General features: G+C 61.3%; 15 protein-coding genes and 1 other RNA gene. 4 read left to right on the top strand and 12 right to left on the bottom strand.

Annotated features, from left to right (window positions below; translation table 11 throughout):
- Positions 1-2: 2 nt before the first annotated feature.
- From mraY to rsmI, 9 genes are all read right to left on the bottom strand, one after another.
- A complete protein-coding gene (gene mraY / locus J3P76_RS04990) occupies positions 3-1,085 on the bottom strand; it encodes a phospho-N-acetylmuramoyl-pentapeptide-transferase (RefSeq protein WP_053124966.1) in 1,083 nt (360 codons plus the stop codon).
- Entirely contained in the window at positions 1,085-2,452 is a 1,368-nt protein-coding gene (locus tag J3P76_RS04985) for a UDP-N-acetylmuramoyl-tripeptide--D-alanyl-D-alanine ligase (RefSeq protein WP_434701603.1), read from the bottom strand. The genes mraY and J3P76_RS04985 overlap by 1 nt, the downstream gene beginning before the upstream one ends.
- On the bottom strand, positions 2,445-3,908 hold the full coding sequence (locus J3P76_RS04980; protein ID WP_434607651.1) for a UDP-N-acetylmuramoyl-L-alanyl-D-glutamate--2,6-diaminopimelate ligase: 1,464 nt from the start codon (positions 3,906-3,908) through the stop codon (positions 2,445-2,447). The genes J3P76_RS04985 and J3P76_RS04980 overlap by 8 nt, the downstream gene beginning before the upstream one ends.
- Positions 3,908-5,647, bottom strand: a complete 1,740-nt coding sequence (locus J3P76_RS04975; RefSeq protein WP_420765650.1) for a peptidoglycan D,D-transpeptidase FtsI family protein — start codon at positions 5,645-5,647, stop codon at positions 3,908-3,910. Before J3P76_RS04975 ends, J3P76_RS04980 begins: the two co-directional genes overlap by 1 nt.
- The gene (gene ftsL, locus J3P76_RS04970; RefSeq protein ID WP_003178214.1) at positions 5,647-5,940 is read right to left on the bottom strand and encodes a cell division protein FtsL; all 294 of its coding nucleotides are present in this window, start codon (positions 5,938-5,940) and stop codon (positions 5,647-5,649) included. The genes J3P76_RS04975 and ftsL overlap by 1 nt, the downstream gene beginning before the upstream one ends.
- Positions 5,937-6,884, bottom strand: coding sequence for a 16S rRNA (cytosine(1402)-N(4))-methyltransferase RsmH (gene rsmH, locus J3P76_RS04965; protein WP_420765428.1), 948 nt, complete (start codon positions 6,882-6,884; stop codon positions 5,937-5,939). The genes ftsL and rsmH overlap by 4 nt, the downstream gene beginning before the upstream one ends.
- On the bottom strand, positions 6,881-7,336 hold the full coding sequence (mraZ, locus tag J3P76_RS04960) for a division/cell wall cluster transcriptional repressor MraZ (protein ID WP_003205355.1): 456 nt from the start codon (positions 7,334-7,336) through the stop codon (positions 6,881-6,883). Before mraZ ends, rsmH begins: the two co-directional genes overlap by 4 nt.
- A 309-nt stretch (positions 7,337-7,645) precedes the next feature.
- An RNA gene (gene rnpB / locus J3P76_RS04955) (RNase P RNA component class A) lies at positions 7,646-7,999 on the bottom strand.
- Between the two features lie 74 nt (positions 8,000-8,073).
- Positions 8,074-8,946: a 16S rRNA (cytidine(1402)-2'-O)-methyltransferase gene (rsmI, locus tag J3P76_RS04950; protein WP_420765429.1), complete on the bottom strand. Its 873-nt coding sequence runs from the start codon at positions 8,944-8,946 to the stop codon at positions 8,074-8,076.
- Positions 8,947-9,291: 345 nt separating this feature from the next.
- Here rsmI and J3P76_RS04945 point away from each other — a divergent pair, with 345 nt between their 5' ends.
- The 4 genes from J3P76_RS04945 (at position 9,292) to J3P76_RS04930 (ending at position 12,732) form a co-directional block, all read left to right on the top strand.
- Positions 9,292-11,100, top strand: coding sequence for a penicillin-binding protein activator (locus J3P76_RS04945; protein ID WP_434701602.1), 1,809 nt, complete (start codon positions 9,292-9,294; stop codon positions 11,098-11,100).
- The gene (locus J3P76_RS04940; protein ID WP_420765431.1) at positions 11,100-11,462 is read left to right on the top strand and encodes a YraN family protein; all 363 of its coding nucleotides are present in this window, start codon (positions 11,100-11,102) and stop codon (positions 11,460-11,462) included. The genes J3P76_RS04945 and J3P76_RS04940 overlap by 1 nt, the downstream gene beginning before the upstream one ends.
- 101 nt (positions 11,463-11,563) lie before the next feature.
- Positions 11,564-12,157, top strand: coding sequence for a phosphoheptose isomerase (locus tag J3P76_RS04935; protein ID WP_007928463.1), 594 nt, complete (start codon positions 11,564-11,566; stop codon positions 12,155-12,157).
- Positions 12,154-12,732, top strand: a complete 579-nt coding sequence (locus J3P76_RS04930) for a BON domain-containing protein (protein ID WP_030139689.1) — start codon at positions 12,154-12,156, stop codon at positions 12,730-12,732. Before J3P76_RS04935 ends, J3P76_RS04930 begins: the two co-directional genes overlap by 4 nt.
- Before the next feature lie 79 nt (positions 12,733-12,811).
- Here J3P76_RS04930 and J3P76_RS04925 read toward each other — a convergent pair whose 3' ends face one another.
- The 3 genes from J3P76_RS04925 to J3P76_RS04915 all read right to left on the bottom strand — a co-directional run bounded on the left by J3P76_RS04925 (position 12,812) and on the right by J3P76_RS04915 (position 14,274).
- Positions 12,812-13,018, bottom strand: a complete 207-nt coding sequence (locus J3P76_RS04925; RefSeq protein ID WP_434611702.1) for a nucleoid-structuring protein H-NS — start codon at positions 13,016-13,018, stop codon at positions 12,812-12,814.
- A 208-nt stretch (positions 13,019-13,226) separates the two neighbouring features.
- Positions 13,227-13,640, bottom strand: a complete 414-nt coding sequence (locus J3P76_RS04920) for a ClpXP protease specificity-enhancing factor (protein ID WP_039591562.1) — start codon at positions 13,638-13,640, stop codon at positions 13,227-13,229.
- Between the two features lie 16 nt (positions 13,641-13,656).
- Entirely contained in the window at positions 13,657-14,274 is a 618-nt protein-coding gene (locus J3P76_RS04915; protein WP_420765432.1) for a glutathione S-transferase N-terminal domain-containing protein, read from the bottom strand.
- Positions 14,275-14,403: the final 129 nt, after the last annotated feature.

Here is a 14,403-nt window from a genome sequence, read left to right as displayed (position 1 = left end):
TTCTACCTCAGCTTCAGGGTGGCAAGGCCGATCAGCACCAGAATCACGGTGATGATCCAGAAACGGACGATCACGCGCGGCTCGGGCCAGCCCTTGAGTTCAAAGTGGTGGTGGATCGGCGCCATGCGGAATACGCGGCGGCCGGTCAATTTAAAGGAAGCAACCTGAATGACGACTGACAGGGTCTCCATCACGAACACACCGCCCATGATGAACAGGACGATTTCCTGGCGAACGATGACGGCAATGGTGCCCAGGGCCGCGCCCAGCGCCAACGCGCCGACGTCACCCATGAAGACTTGCGCCGGGTAGGTGTTGAACCAAAGGAAACCGAGGCCGGCACCGATCAGCGCGCCGCAGAACACGATCAGCTCGCCCGCGCCCGGTACATAAGGGATCAGCAGGTATTCGGCGAATTTCACGTTGCCCGACAGGTAGCAGAAGATCCCCAGCGCGCCGCCAACCATGACCGTCGGCATGATCGCCAGGCCGTCGAGGCCATCGGTGAGGTTGACCGCGTTGCTCGATCCAACGATGACCAGGTAGGTCAGCACGATGAAGCCAGCGCCCAGCGGGATGCTGTAGTCCTTGAGCATTGGCAGGATCAGGGTGGTTTCCACCGGCGAAGCGGCAGTCATATAAAGGAAGATCGCCGCGCCGAGGCCGAACACCGACTGCCAGAAATATTTCCAGCGGCTCGGCAGCCCACGGGAATTCTTCTCGATGACCTTGCGGTAGTCGTCTACCCAGCCGATGGCGCCGAAGAACAGGGTCACCAGCAACACGACCCAGACATAGCGGTTCGCCAGGTCGGCCCAGAGCAAGGTGCTGATGCCGATGGACGAGAGAATCAACGCGCCGCCCATGGTCGGGGTACCGGACTTGGACAGGTGCGATTGCGGACCGTCGTTGCGGACCGACTGGCCGATCTGCAGGTTCTGCAAGGTGCGGATCATCCACGGGCCCAGGAACAGCGACAACGACAGCGCGGTCAGCACACCCAGGATCCCGCGCAGGGTCAGGTACTGGAAGACCGCGAAGCCTTTGTGGAACTGTTGCAGGTACTCCGCTAGCAGCAGCAGCATTAATGTTTCTCCATACGGGTGCCGCACAAAGCCGCAACGATGTTTTCCATCGCCGCACTGCGTGAGCCCTTGATCAATAAGGTGGTGTTCGGGTCTTGCTCGGCACCCAGGGCCTGGATCAACTCGGCCTGGGTGGTGAAATGCTGTGCATGCTCGCCAAACGCCGATACCGCATGGGCCATCATCGGGCCAACGGCGTACAACGCATCGACCTTGCCGCGGGCATACGCGCCGACATCATGGTGGCCTTGCTGCGCCCACTCACCCAATTCCCCGATATCGCCGAGCACCAGCACGGTGCGGCCGGAGAAACCGGCAAGGATGTCCACGGCCGCGCACATCGACGTCGGGTTAGCGTTGTAGGTGTCATCGATGACGCGCATGCCGTTGCTCGCCAGTTGGGCGACGGTGCGTCCCTTGACCGGTTGCACCGCGTTCAATCCCGCGGCGATGCCTGGCAACGAAACACCCAGGGCATGGGCGGCGGCGGCGGCGGCCAGGGCGTTGGCAACGTTATGGGTGCCGAGCAGGTTCAACTGCACGCGCTCGGCCCCGTCGGGGCTGTGGAGGTTGAAGGCCGGGCACCCGCGAGCATCGCGGTCCAGGTCGCTGGCGTAGAAGTTCGCGGCAAGGTTGCTCAAGGCAAAGGTCAGCACCTTGCGCTCGCCCGCCCGGGTTTTCCAGATTTCGAAGGCCTTGTCGTCGAGATTCAGCACGGCGACGCCATCGGCAGCCAACCCCTCGATGATCTCGCCCTTGGCCTCGACGATCTTTTCCGGGCCGCCGAACTCACCCACGTGGGCGGTCCCGGCGTTGTTGAGCACCGCCACGTGGGGCTTGGTCATGCCGACGGTGTAGGCAATCTCGCCGAGCCGCGAAGCACCGAGTTCAATGACGGCGGCGCTGTGCTCCGGCGCCAGCTCAAGCAGCGTCAGCGGTACACCGAGGTCGTTGTTCAGGTTGCCACGGGTCGCCAATACCGGGCCGCGCGTGCGCAGGATGCTGGCGAGCATTTCCTTGACCGTGGTCTTGCCGCTGGAGCCGGTGATGGCTGCGACCGGGTTGGTGAACGCCGCGCGATTCAACGCGCCGAGCTGGCCCAGGGCCTGGCGGGTGTCGCTGACCAGCAGTTGCGGCAGTGTGCTGTTGGTGACTTCGCGCTCGACCAACGCCGCGACCGCGCCTTTGCCAGCCACTTCGTTCAGATAATCGTGGCCGTCGAAACGCGGCCCGGCCAGGGCGACGAACAATTGGCCCGGCGCAATCGCCCGGCTGTCGATGCTGACGCCGTTGAACGTGGCGTCCGCCGCGATCAGGCGCGCATTCAGGGCGTTGGTCAGCTCGCTGAGTTTCAAGGCCTTAAGCATGGGCCACCTCCCATGCGGTCAGGGCGTGATCGGCTTCCACCAAGTCGGAGAACGCATGGCGTTCGCCGTTGATTTCCTGATAGTCCTCGTGGCCCTTGCCGGCCAGGACGATGACGTCATCCGCCGAAGCACTGGCAATCAATTGCGCAATGGCCTGGCCGCGTCCGGCCACGAAAGTGACGTTATCCTGCCCCGAGAAACCGGCGCGAATATCGTCGAAGATCCGCGAGGGGTCTTCGCTGCGCGGGTTATCGTCAGTGACGAGTACTCCATCGGCCAGCCGCTCCACGACTTGCGCCATCAGCGGACGTTTGCCACGGTCACGGTCGCCGCCACAGCCGAACAGGCACAGCAGCCGACCCTTGGCGTGAGGACGCAGCGCCGTGAGGACTTTCTCCAGCGCGTCTGGCGTATGGGCGTAATCGACCACCACCAGTGGCTGGGTGCCTCCGCCCAAGCGCTGCATGCGCCCGGCCGGGCCCTCGAGTTTTGGCAATACCTTGAGAATTTCATCCAGCGCGTAGTCCAGCCCGAGCAAGGCCCCGATGGCGGCCAATACATTGCTCAGGTTGAAGCGGCCCAGCAACGTGCTGCGCAGATGGTGTTCGCCCTGGGGCGTGACCAACGTGGCACGAACGCCTTCGTCGTCGAACTGTGCCTGGCGTACATAAAGGTAGGCACCGGCATCTTCGAGGCTGTAGGTGATCAACCGCGACTCGCGACTCTCGGCGGCCAGCTGGCGGCCGAATTCGTCATCGACATTGATAACCCGGCATTTCAGGTTGTTCCAGGCAAACAGCTTGGCCTTGGCCTCGCCGTAGGCCTGCATCGTGCCGTGGTAGTCCAGGTGATCGCGGGACAGGTTGGTGAGCACGGCAACGTCGAAGGCCAACGCGGTGACGCGACCTTGATCGAGGCCATGGGAGGAAACCTCCATCGCGACGGCCTTGGCGCCAGCCTTCTTCAGGTCGGCCAGGGTCGCCTGCACGGCGATCGGGTTTGGCGTGGTGTGCAGCCCGCTTTTCAGCGCCCCGTGGAAACCGTTGCCCAGCGTCCCCACGATGCCACAATGCTGCCCGAGCAAGTCGAGCGCCTGTGCCACCAGTTGCGTCACGCTGGTCTTGCCGTTGGTGCCGGTCACGCCGATCAGGTTCAGGTGACGGCTCGGCTCGCCATAAAAACGCCCGGCGATATCCGACAACTGCGCCACCAGGCCCTTGACCGGAATCAGCGGGACATCGGTGATCGGCAGCACGGTCGCGCCGTTCACTTCATAGGCCACGGCAGCCGCACCGCGTTTCAAGGCATCAGCGATATGGTCGCGGCCATCAACACGGGCGCCCGGCACCGCCAGGAACAGGTCCCCGGCACGCACGTCGCGACTGTCCAGCGCCAGCTCGCGAATCAGCAGGTCATGACCGGCATGGGCAAAAATCTTGTTCAGGCTCAGGGACATCAGCCACGCCCTCCGTCGGCTTTCAAGGGAACGACCGGGGCGGTACTCGCCTGCTGGGTCGGCGGCAGATTATCCGGAGTAATGTTCATCAGGCGCAGGGTGCCGGACATCACTTTGCTGAACACCGGCGCAGAGACCAGGCCACCGAAGTAGCCTGCCTTGCTCGGTTCGTCGATAACCACCACGATGGCGTAGCGCGGGTCGCTCATCGGACCGAAGCCGGCGAACAGCGAACGGTAGGAATTCTCGGCATAGCCCTTGGTACCCACGGACGTCTTGCGCGCCGTACCCGACTTGCCGGCAACATGGTAGGCGGGCACTTGGGCACGATAGACACCACGCGGCGCCTCGATCACCTGTTGCAGCATGCCTTGCATCGTCTTGGCGACGTCTTCCGGAATCACTTGGGTGGTTTGCGGCGCCTTGTCGGTCTTGACCAGGGTCAGCGGTGCGATCCGCCCATTGTTGGCCAGCGCCGAGAAGGCGTGGACAAGCTGGATCGCCGTCACCGAAACACCATAGCCATAGGACAACGTGGCGGTTTCGGCCTTGCGCCATTCACGGTAGTTGGGCAGGTTGCCGACGCGCTCGCCCGGGAAGCCCAGGCCGGTGTCCTGGCCGAGGCCGATTTTCTGGGCCAGGCGATAGATCGCTTCGCCACCGATATCGAAGGCGATCTTGCTCATGCCCACGTTACTGGAATTGATCAGGATGCCGGTCAGGTCGAGCACCGGGCCTTCAGTCTTGGACACGTCGCGAATGGTGTATTTGCCGATCTGCAACGTCCCCGGATACACCTCGACGGTGTCACCCGGTTTCCAGCGCCCGGTTTCCAGGGCGGCGGCCATGGACACGGCCTTCATGGTCGAACCCGGCTCGAAGACGTCGATCATTGCGCGGTTACGCATCATCGCCGGTTGCAGGTTACGGCGGTTGTTCGGGTTGTAGGTCGGCTGGTTGACCATGGCGAGGATCTCGCCGGTCTTGACGTCCATGATCACCAGGCTGCCGGCCTTGGCGCCGTTCTCGACGATGGCATTGCGCAGCTCGCGGTTGGCCAGGTATTGCAGGCGCAGGTCAATGGACAACGCCAAGGGCTTACCGGCCTTGGCGTTTTTAGTGACTTGGACATCCTTGATCAGCCTGCCGCGCCGATCCTTGATGACCTGGCGCTTGCCGGCAACCCCGGCCAGCCATTCGTCATAGGCCAGTTCGACACCTTCTCGGCCCCGGTCATCGATGTCGGTAAACCCGACCATGTGGGCGGTGACTTCTCCGGCCGGGTAGAAACGCCGGAACTCTTCGATGCCATAGACACCAGGTACTTTCAAATCGAGCACACTCTGGCCTTGCTCGGGCGTCAACCCGCGCACCAGGTAGATGAATTCTTTATTGGCCTGGGCTTCAAGGCGCTCGGCCAAAGCCTTGGGATCCTGGCCGAGGGCGGCGGCCAACGCCGGCCACTTTTCCTTGGCCTGCTGCATTTCCTTGGCGTTCGCCCACAGGGTGGTCACCGGGGTGCTCACCGCCAGGGGTTCACCGTTGCGGTCAGTGATCAGGCCACGGTGGGCCGGGATCGGAATATGACGCACGCTGCGGGCATCGCCCTGCTCCTTGAGGAAGTCGCGGTCGACGACTTGCAGGTCGATGATGCGCCACGCGATCGCTGCGACCATGATCCCGAGCAAGCCCAGGACCAGACGGAACCGCCACGGGAAAAGTGCCCCTTCGAGCTTCATCATGGCGCCACCATCTGCACTTCGGCGGCGCCGGGGATGCGCATCTTCAGTTGTTCGGTGGCCAATACCTCGATACGGCTATGGGCGGTCCAGGTGCTCTGCTCCAGGATCAGCCGGCCCCACTCAGCCTGCGCCTTGTCGCGCACGCTCAGTTCGTTATAAAGGGTGTTGAGCAACTGGCGGTTCCAGTGCGCGCTGTAAGACACGGCGATGGCCGAGACGAGCACGCCGATGAACAGCAGCAGCATGAAAAAGCTGCCGCCCGGCAGGGGCTTGGCGAAGAGCTTGCTCACCGCAGCTTCTCCGCGACACGCATGACAGCACTACGGGCACGCGGGTTGGCCTTGAGTTCGGCCTCGGAGGCGAACTGCGCTTTGCCATGGATCTTGATTTTCGGTACGAAAGCCTCGAAACGCACCGGCAGGTTGCGCGGCAGGTTGTCGGCTTCGCCTTTGGTGAGTTTGCGCATGAACAGCTTGACGATGCGGTCTTCCAGGGAGTGGAAGCTGATCACCACCAACCGGCCACCGATCTCCAGCGCCTCAAGGGCGGCCTCGAGGCCAGCCTCAAGATCACCCAACTCATTATTGACATGGATACGCAGGCCCTGGAAGGCGCGAGTCGCTGGATTCTTGCCCTTCTCCCACGCAGGGTTGGCAACCTTCAGCACTTCGGCCAGGTCACCGGTGCGCTCGAATGGCTTGGTCTCGCGACGCTCGACCACGGCTCGCGCCATGCGGCCGGAAAAGCGTTCCTCGCCGTATTCCTTGAAGACACGGGCGATTTCTTCGACGGGCGCGGTGTTGACGAACTCAGCGGCACTGATGCCGCGGGACGGATCCATGCGCATGTCCAGCGGGCCGTCATTGAGGAAACTGAAGCCACGTTCCGGGTCGTCCAGTTGCGGCGAGGACACGCCGAGGTCCAACAGCACGCCGCTGATCTTGCCAGCCAAACCACGCTGGGCAACTTCCGAACCCAACTCGGCAAAGCTGCGCTGCACAACGACAAAGCGGCCGTCTTCGGCCGCCAGCGCTTGCCCGGTGGCAATCGCTTGAGGATCCTTGTCGAACCCCAGCAACCGGCCATCAGGCCCCAACTGGCTGAGGATCAATCGGCTGTGCCCGCCACGCCCGAACGTGCCATCCAGATAGCACCCATCAGGACGTACGGCGAGAGCCTCGACGGCTTCGTCAAGCAGTACGGTGATGTGGTTAAAGCCGCTATCAATAGTCACAGGATCAAATCACGCAGTTCATCAGGCATGGCGCCCGGTTGTTGAATAGCAGCAAGGTCGGCGGCAGAAACCGCATTCCAGGCATCTTCGTCCCACAGTTGGAACTTGTTCAGCTGGCCCACCAGCATCGCGCGCTTGTCCAGCTTGGCGTATTCGCGCAGGCGCGGCGGGACCAGGAAACGACCACTGCCGTCGAGCTCAAGATCAACGGCATTACCGATCAACAAGCGCTGCAAACGACGGTTTTCTTCACGTAGCGAAGGCAGTGCGCGCAGTTTGGTTTCGATGATTTCCCACTCATCCAGCGGGTAGACGCACAAACATGGGTCAACGGCGTCGATCGTGACGATCAACTGCCCCGAACTTCGCGAAACGAGCTCGTCACGATACCGGCTGGGCATGGCGAGCCGGCCTTTTGCATCGAGACTGATTGCGTTAGCTCCGCGAAACACGTCAGCGTTTCTCCACTTTTTGGCGTTTTACCTTCAAAAAAACCCACTTCATGCCACTTTCCGCCACTTGCGCACACTATAGGAATGCGCCCACCGCACCGTCAAGGCGCGGAATGAAGGAAAAGCCTTATAGATCGGAGATTTAGGAGCGTTTCAGGAGGGGCAACAAGAATCTGACGTAGGAAATTTCGCTCCAACCTGAGGCGGTACAGGGGACTGCGCGCACAAGTTAAAGTAATTTGTTAAGAGTAAGATTTTTTTGGTATTAGGAACTGCGTCTGCCAGCGATTCCGGCAGGGAGGGAAAAAGGTGGAGAGTCGATCTGTAAGCCGGGTTCTGTCTTGAACAGTCATTCGTCTACGATGGCCATCACTGGACATCTTTAGCAACCTACCCGGTCCCAGCGCGGGCCACGCCTTGGGACCCTATTTGGTCTTGCTCCAAGTGGGGTTTACCTAGCCACGAACTGTTGCCAGCCGTGCGGTGCGCTCTTACCGCACCTTTTCACCCTTACCGGCGCCGAAACGCTTAGGCGGTTATTTTCTGTGGCACTTTCCGTAGGCTCACGCCTCCCAGGCATTACCTGGCACTTCGCCCTATGGAGCCCGGACTTTCCTCCCCCCCCTAATTTTCATAGAGGGCAGCGACTGTCCGATCGACTCTCCGCCGCGAAGGTTAACGGTACAGCGCCTCAAGAACAAGCGCTAAAAGCCCGCAGCCAGCCGGGCATGGCGGTTTCATTGGTCCTTCTGCTTTTGCAGCGCGACCTGATACAGCACATTCTTGCGCTCGCCGGTGATCTGCGCGGCGAGGGCCGCCGCACGTTTCAATGGCATTTCCTCTAACAACAGATCCAGGACGCGCATCGCTTCGCCACTTACGGCGTCTTCGCTTTCCGGCGGCGTCCACCCGGCCACCAGTACAACGCATTCACCGCGCTGTTGGTTGCTGTCGCTTTCGACGAAACCTCGCAATTGCGCCAAGGGCAGCCCCTTGAGCGTCTCGAAGGTTTTCGTCAGCTCCCGCGCCAGCAACGCCTGGCGCTCGGGACCAAACACCAGCTCCATATCCTGGAGGCATTCAAGGATACGGTGCGGCGCTTCATAAAAGATCAATGTGCGCGGCTCTTCCTTTATAGCTTCCAGGCGCGCTCGTCGCCCCACCGCCTTGGCTGGCAGAAAGCCCTCGAAGATAAATCGATCCGACGGCAAGCCGGCCGCCGACAGCGCCGCGATCAACGCACACGCCCCGGGTACTGGCACCACATTGATGCCAGCAGCACGAGCCTGGCGCACCAGGTGATAACCCGGATCGGAAATCAGCGGCGTGCCGGCATCAGAAATCAGCGCCACGTTATCGCCCGCCAGCAGCCGGGTGATAAAACGACTGCCCTCGTCCCGCTCGTTATGTTCATGACACGCGGCCAGCGGCGTGGAAATGCCGAAATGCTGCAGCAAGCGCTGGGAGTGACGGGTATCTTCAGCGGCGATAAGGGCGACGTCCTTCAGGATCTTCAGCGCACGGGCGCTGATATCGTCCAGGTTGCCAATAGGCGTCGCCACCACGAAAAGCGAGCCAGCAGCGGAATTCGAAGCACCTGGAGCAGTCAAAACGCACACCTCATGAGGGTAAAAACCGCCATTGTAGCGTGTGCCGCCATTCTCGGCCGGTCACATTAGCAGTTGTGGCGAGGGAGCTTGCTCCCGCTCGGCTGCGCAGCAGCCGTAAAAATCTGACAGCCACATTCTGATGTACCGTGTTGAATGGTTTTGGGGCCGCTGCGCGGCCCAGCGGGAGCAAGCTCCCTCGCCACGGGGAATCGACACCCTCGGATTTATGCTGCGCCGCACTCTTTGAAATACCTAAATTGATCGATTCACACCACTAACATCGCGCCCCAGCCGCTGCTTGGGTACAATTCGACGCTAATTTGATCTCGTATCAGGAACACTTACATGATCGCTTGCCTGCGGCTGCTCTCCGCCCTCTGCCTCGCTGCCCTCCTGGCGGCTTGCGCCAGTTCGCCTTCGTCCAGCCTTGGCGAACTCCCACGGACCCCGGATGCCAGTATCGAGCAATTGCTCGAACAGGCCACTCAAAGCAAAAACCCGGAAAAAGCCGCCCTGCTGCGCCTGAGCGCTGCGGACCTGGCCTACCGCCAGGGCAATGCCGGCCAGTCCGCACAGATCCTGCAACAAGTGCCGCTGGAGCAACTCAAGCCCGGCCAGCAGATTTTCGCCAGCACGCTGTCAGCCGAACTGGCGATGACCCGCAACCAGCCCAAGGCAGCGCTGACGTCCCTGGGCCATCCAAGCCTGCAGCACCTGGGCGAAATGCCGGTGGAACAGCAAGTGCGCACCGGCACCGTGCGTGCTCGCGCCCTTGAAGCCGATGGCCAGACCCTGGCGGCCGCCAAGGAGCGGATCTTTATCGCGCCGTTGCTGGAAGGCGAAGCCGCGGCGAAAAACCACGAGGCGATCTGGTCGCTGATCGCTTCGCTGCCTACCGATCAACTGCAACCGACCACCGACGACCTCGGTGGCTGGTTGAGCCTGGCCAAGGCGGTGAAAACCGCCGGCACCCTGGAGCAACAACAGGCCGCCATCGACAGCTGGCGCGAACAAAACCCGAAACACCCAGCCGCGCTTCAACTGCCGACGCCACTCGTCAAGCTCAAGGAGCTGGCAAGCCAGCCGCTGAGCAAGATCGCCTTGCTGCTGCCGCAGAACGGCCCGCTGGCCTCGGTTGCCAAAGCCCTGCGCGAAGGGTTCATGGCTGCGCACTACCAGGCCCAACAGGCCGGACAGAAGCCGCCAAGCATTCAGGTCTATGACAGCGCCAGCCTGACTTCCATGGACGAGTTCTACCGCAAGGCCCAGGCCGACGGCGTACAACTGGTGGTCGGCCCGCTGGAAAAACCACTGGTCAAGCAGATCAGCCTTCGCCCGCAATTGCCGATTACCACCCTGGCATTGAACTACAGCGAGGGCGAACAGGGCCCACCCCAACTCTTCCAGTTCGGCTTGGCCCCGGAAGATGAAGCCCGCGAAGTATCCCGTCGTGCTCGCGCCGACGGCCTGCATCGCGCCGCCGCCATGGTGCCGAAAGGCGAATGGGGCGATCGGGTATTGAAAGCCTTCAGCCAGGACTGGCAGGCCAATGGCGGCACCATCGTTGCGATCGAGCGTGTCGACCAGCCTGTGCAACTGGCCCAGCAGATCGCCGACATGTTCCAGTTGCGCCAGAGCGAAGGTCGCGCCAAGAGCCTGCAAAGCACGGTGGGCACCGCAGTAGCGGCCCAGCCTTCGCGTCGCCAGGACATCGAGTTCATTTTCCTGGCATCGACTCCGCAGCAGGCCCAGCAGATCAAGCCGACCCTGAACTTCCAGTACGCCGGCGACGTGCCGGTCTATGCGACGTCTTCGGTATTCAGCGTCAGCGGCGACCAGAACCAGTACAACGACATGAATGGCGTGCGTTTCTGTGAAACGCCATGGCTGCTCGACGCTAACGACCCACTGCGTCAGCAGGTCACTGCACAATGGCCGCAGGCCGGTGGCAGCCTGGGCCGACTGTATGCGATGGGTGCCGACGCCTATCGCCTCGCTCCACGCCTGGGCCAGCTCAAGGCACTTCCGGACAGCCGCATCGAAGGCCTGTCAGGCAGCCTGGCGATCTCGCCAACCCAACGCGTGCAACGTCAATTGCCGTGGGCCCAGTTCATCAATGGCCAGGTGCAGCGCCTGCCGGACACCCAGCGCTGATGCTTGACCGATCACACTTGCAAAGCGGAAAGGATGCCGAGGGCCAAGCCCTCGCGCATCTGCAACAACAAGGTCTGCGCCTGCTGGCACAGAACTGGTTGTGTAAACGGGGCGAGCTGGATCTGGTCATGCTTGACGGCGATACAGTAGTATTCGTCGAAGTCCGCTACAGAAAAAATACCCAATGGGGCGGCGCGATCGAGAGCATCGACGAGCGCAAGCGCCAGAAACTGATTTTCGCCGCGCAGTACTTTCTGCAACGCGAGTCTCGCTGGGCCGATTACCCCTGCCGCTTCGACGTGGTCGCCATCGACAGCAACGCCGACCAGTTGAACTGGCTGCAGAACGCCTTCGACAGTTGAACGCCCAGCCTGGCCGGACACCTTCATTCAACTTTTTTGCTCTTTGCTTTGCGCGCCGCACATGCTTGTGCCGATAAGTCGCGCTACTTAAGGTCACACAGATGGACATGCAATCGCGAATCCGCCAGCTTTTTCAGGCCAGTATCGACACCAAGCAACAGGCGATGGACGTACTTGCACCACACATCGAGCAAGCCAGCCAAGTGATGGTCAACGCCTTGCTCAACGAAGGCAAGATGCTCTCGTGTGGCAACGGCGGTTCGGCCGGCGATGCCCAGCACTTCTCATCGGAGCTGCTCAACCGCTTCGAACGCGAACGCCCGAGCCTGCCGGCCATCGCATTGACGACCGACAGCTCGACGATCACCTCGATCGCCAACGATTACAGCTACAACGAAGTGTTCTCCAAGCAGATCCGCGCCCTCGGCCAACCCGGCGATGTGCTTCTGGCGATTTCCACCAGCGGTAACTCGGCCAATATTATTCAAGCGATCCAGGCCGCACATGATCGCGAAATGATTGTCGTAGCATTGACCGGTCGCGACGGCGGCGGCATGGCATCCTTGCTCTTGCCCGAAGACGTCGAGATTCGCGTACCGGCCAATGTCACCGCACGTATTCAGGAAGTCCACCTGCTGGCGATCCATTGCCTTTGCGACTTGATCGACAGCCAACTGTTCGGGAGTGAAGAATGACCCCTAATCGCCTAGGCCTTCTGGCCCTGACCCTGTGCCTCGGCATCAGCGGCTGCACATCGGTGGTTAACGCCAGCCGGGAAAAGCCGATCGAAGATGACCGCGGCACCCGCACCTTCGGCAGCAAGATCGATGACTCCCTGATCGAAACCAAAGTCGGCGTGAACATCGCCAAGGCCGACCCGGACCTGGACAACAATTCGCACATCGTCGTCACCAGCTTCAACGGCGTCGTGCTGCTGGCCGGCCAGACGCCACGGGCCGACCTCAAGGCCAAGGCCGAGCAGGAGGCCAGCGCCGTGCAGCGGGTCAAGACCGTGCATAACGAATTGCAGGTCTTGCAGCCCTCTTCCCTGCTGGCGCGCCAGAACGATGCCTGGCTGACGACCAAGATCAAGACGCAGATGCTGACCGACGCCAGCATTCCAGGGTCGCGCATCAAGGTCGTGACCGAGAACGGGATTGTCTATCTGCTGGGGCTGCTGACCAAGCAGGAGGCTGCGCAGGCGACCAATTTGGTTCAGGGTGTCTCTGGGGTACAAAAGATTGTGAAGTTGTTTGAGTACATCGACTGATATAAATGCTCGCACAAGAACGGCGCTTTTCCTGGAAAGGAAAGCGCCGTTTTTTTATGCGTCGTTGGGGGGGGTGGGGTCAGCGCGCCCGCTCGCTCTCGCTCTCGCTCTTGCTCTTGCCGTTGCTTTTGCTTTGGACTTTGATCTTCGACGCCCCGTTAACCACGATGGCCGAACGCAGGCCTTGCGCAGTGGGCATCCCGGCATGGATGCCGGGATAGCCGCGCTGGGCCAGGGACGGCCCTTCGCGGCGGGCCCACGGAGCAAGGCCGGAGTGAGGGAACACCTCGCCTGGGCGAGGTGCCGAGTGGTGGGGCAAAGCCTTTTTGGTTACTTTTTTGGCGTCTGAAAAAAGTGACCCGCCGTAAGGGCGGAACCATAAGCAGCCGTTACCAAAGAAACGGATACACACACCACACTCAACCAAAAAAACGCCCGCATCTCGCGACACGGGCACTCTTCTCAACTAGCCGGCAAACTGCTAAACCCGCCAGCTATTTCACCACCTTCAAGCTCGGACGCCCACTAGGCCGCGGCGGTTCGTCATCGGGTGGCGGCATATCATCATCCGCCTCGAACTCTTCTTCGCCATCCAACGGCACTTCCAACTCGAACACCATGCCCTGCCCGTTCTCCCGAGCATAAATCCCCAGGATCGAAGCAATCGGCACATAAAGCGTATGCGGTACCCCGCCAAAACGCCCTTCGAAGCTGACCGCATCATTATCCATGTGCAGATGACGCACAGCGGCCGGCGATACGTTCAATACAATCTGCCCGTCGTTGGCAAAACCCTGCGGCACCTGGACCGAGGGATACTCGGCATTGACCAGCATGTGCGGGGTGCAATCGTTGTCCACAATCCACTCATAGAGCGCGCGGACCAAATAAGGTCGACTGGAGTTCATAGCGGCTCCCTAAGCCTTAGCGCATGTCACGTTCGGCAGCAGACAGACTCGCCTGGAAAGCCTCACGCGCAAATTGGCGCTCCATATAATCAAGCAGCGGCTTGGCGGGCCGCGGCAGTTCGATACCCAGGATCGGCAAACGCCAGAGTATGGGCAATAGGCAGCAATCCACCAGACTTTGTTCCTCACTGAGGAAAAACGGCTTGTCGACAAACAGCGGCGACACGCCCGTCAGGCTTTCGCGCAATTCTTTACGCGCCACGACCCGTGCCGGTTCCTTGGTTCGCTGATCCAGGATCAGATCCACCAACCCGCACCAGTCACGCTGGATGCGATGGATGAGCAAGCGACTGTTGGCACGCGCGACGGGGTATACCGGCAGCAAAGGCGGATGCGGATAACGCTCATCCAGGTACTCCATCACCACGGTCGACTCCCACAAGGCCAGGTCACGATCGACCAGCGTTGGCAGGCTGCCGTAAGGGTTTACCTCGATCAGCTTCGGCGGCTGACGGCCCGCTTCAACGTAAATGATCTCGGCGCTGACACCCTTCTCGGCCAGTACGATGCGTACCCGGTGGGAATAGTGGTCGGCGGGGTCGGAGTAACAGGCCAACCGATTGGTCACGCCCATGGCGATCCTCCTCGCTTGTTGAAATTTTCGAAAAACGGAAAAACGAGCGCGCCCAGAGGACGTCTCCCGTAACCACCTGGCCGACCAGGCTCGTTACACCTTCAGAGACGCCCTTGGGCGCGCACGATT

This window comes from Pseudomonas sp. D1-36, from assembly GCF_051132205.1.
Lineage (GTDB): Bacteria > Pseudomonadota > Gammaproteobacteria > Pseudomonadales > Pseudomonadaceae > Aquipseudomonas.
Note: the sequence above shows the minus strand (reverse complement) of the source record. Positions and strands in the feature narration are given on the sequence as shown.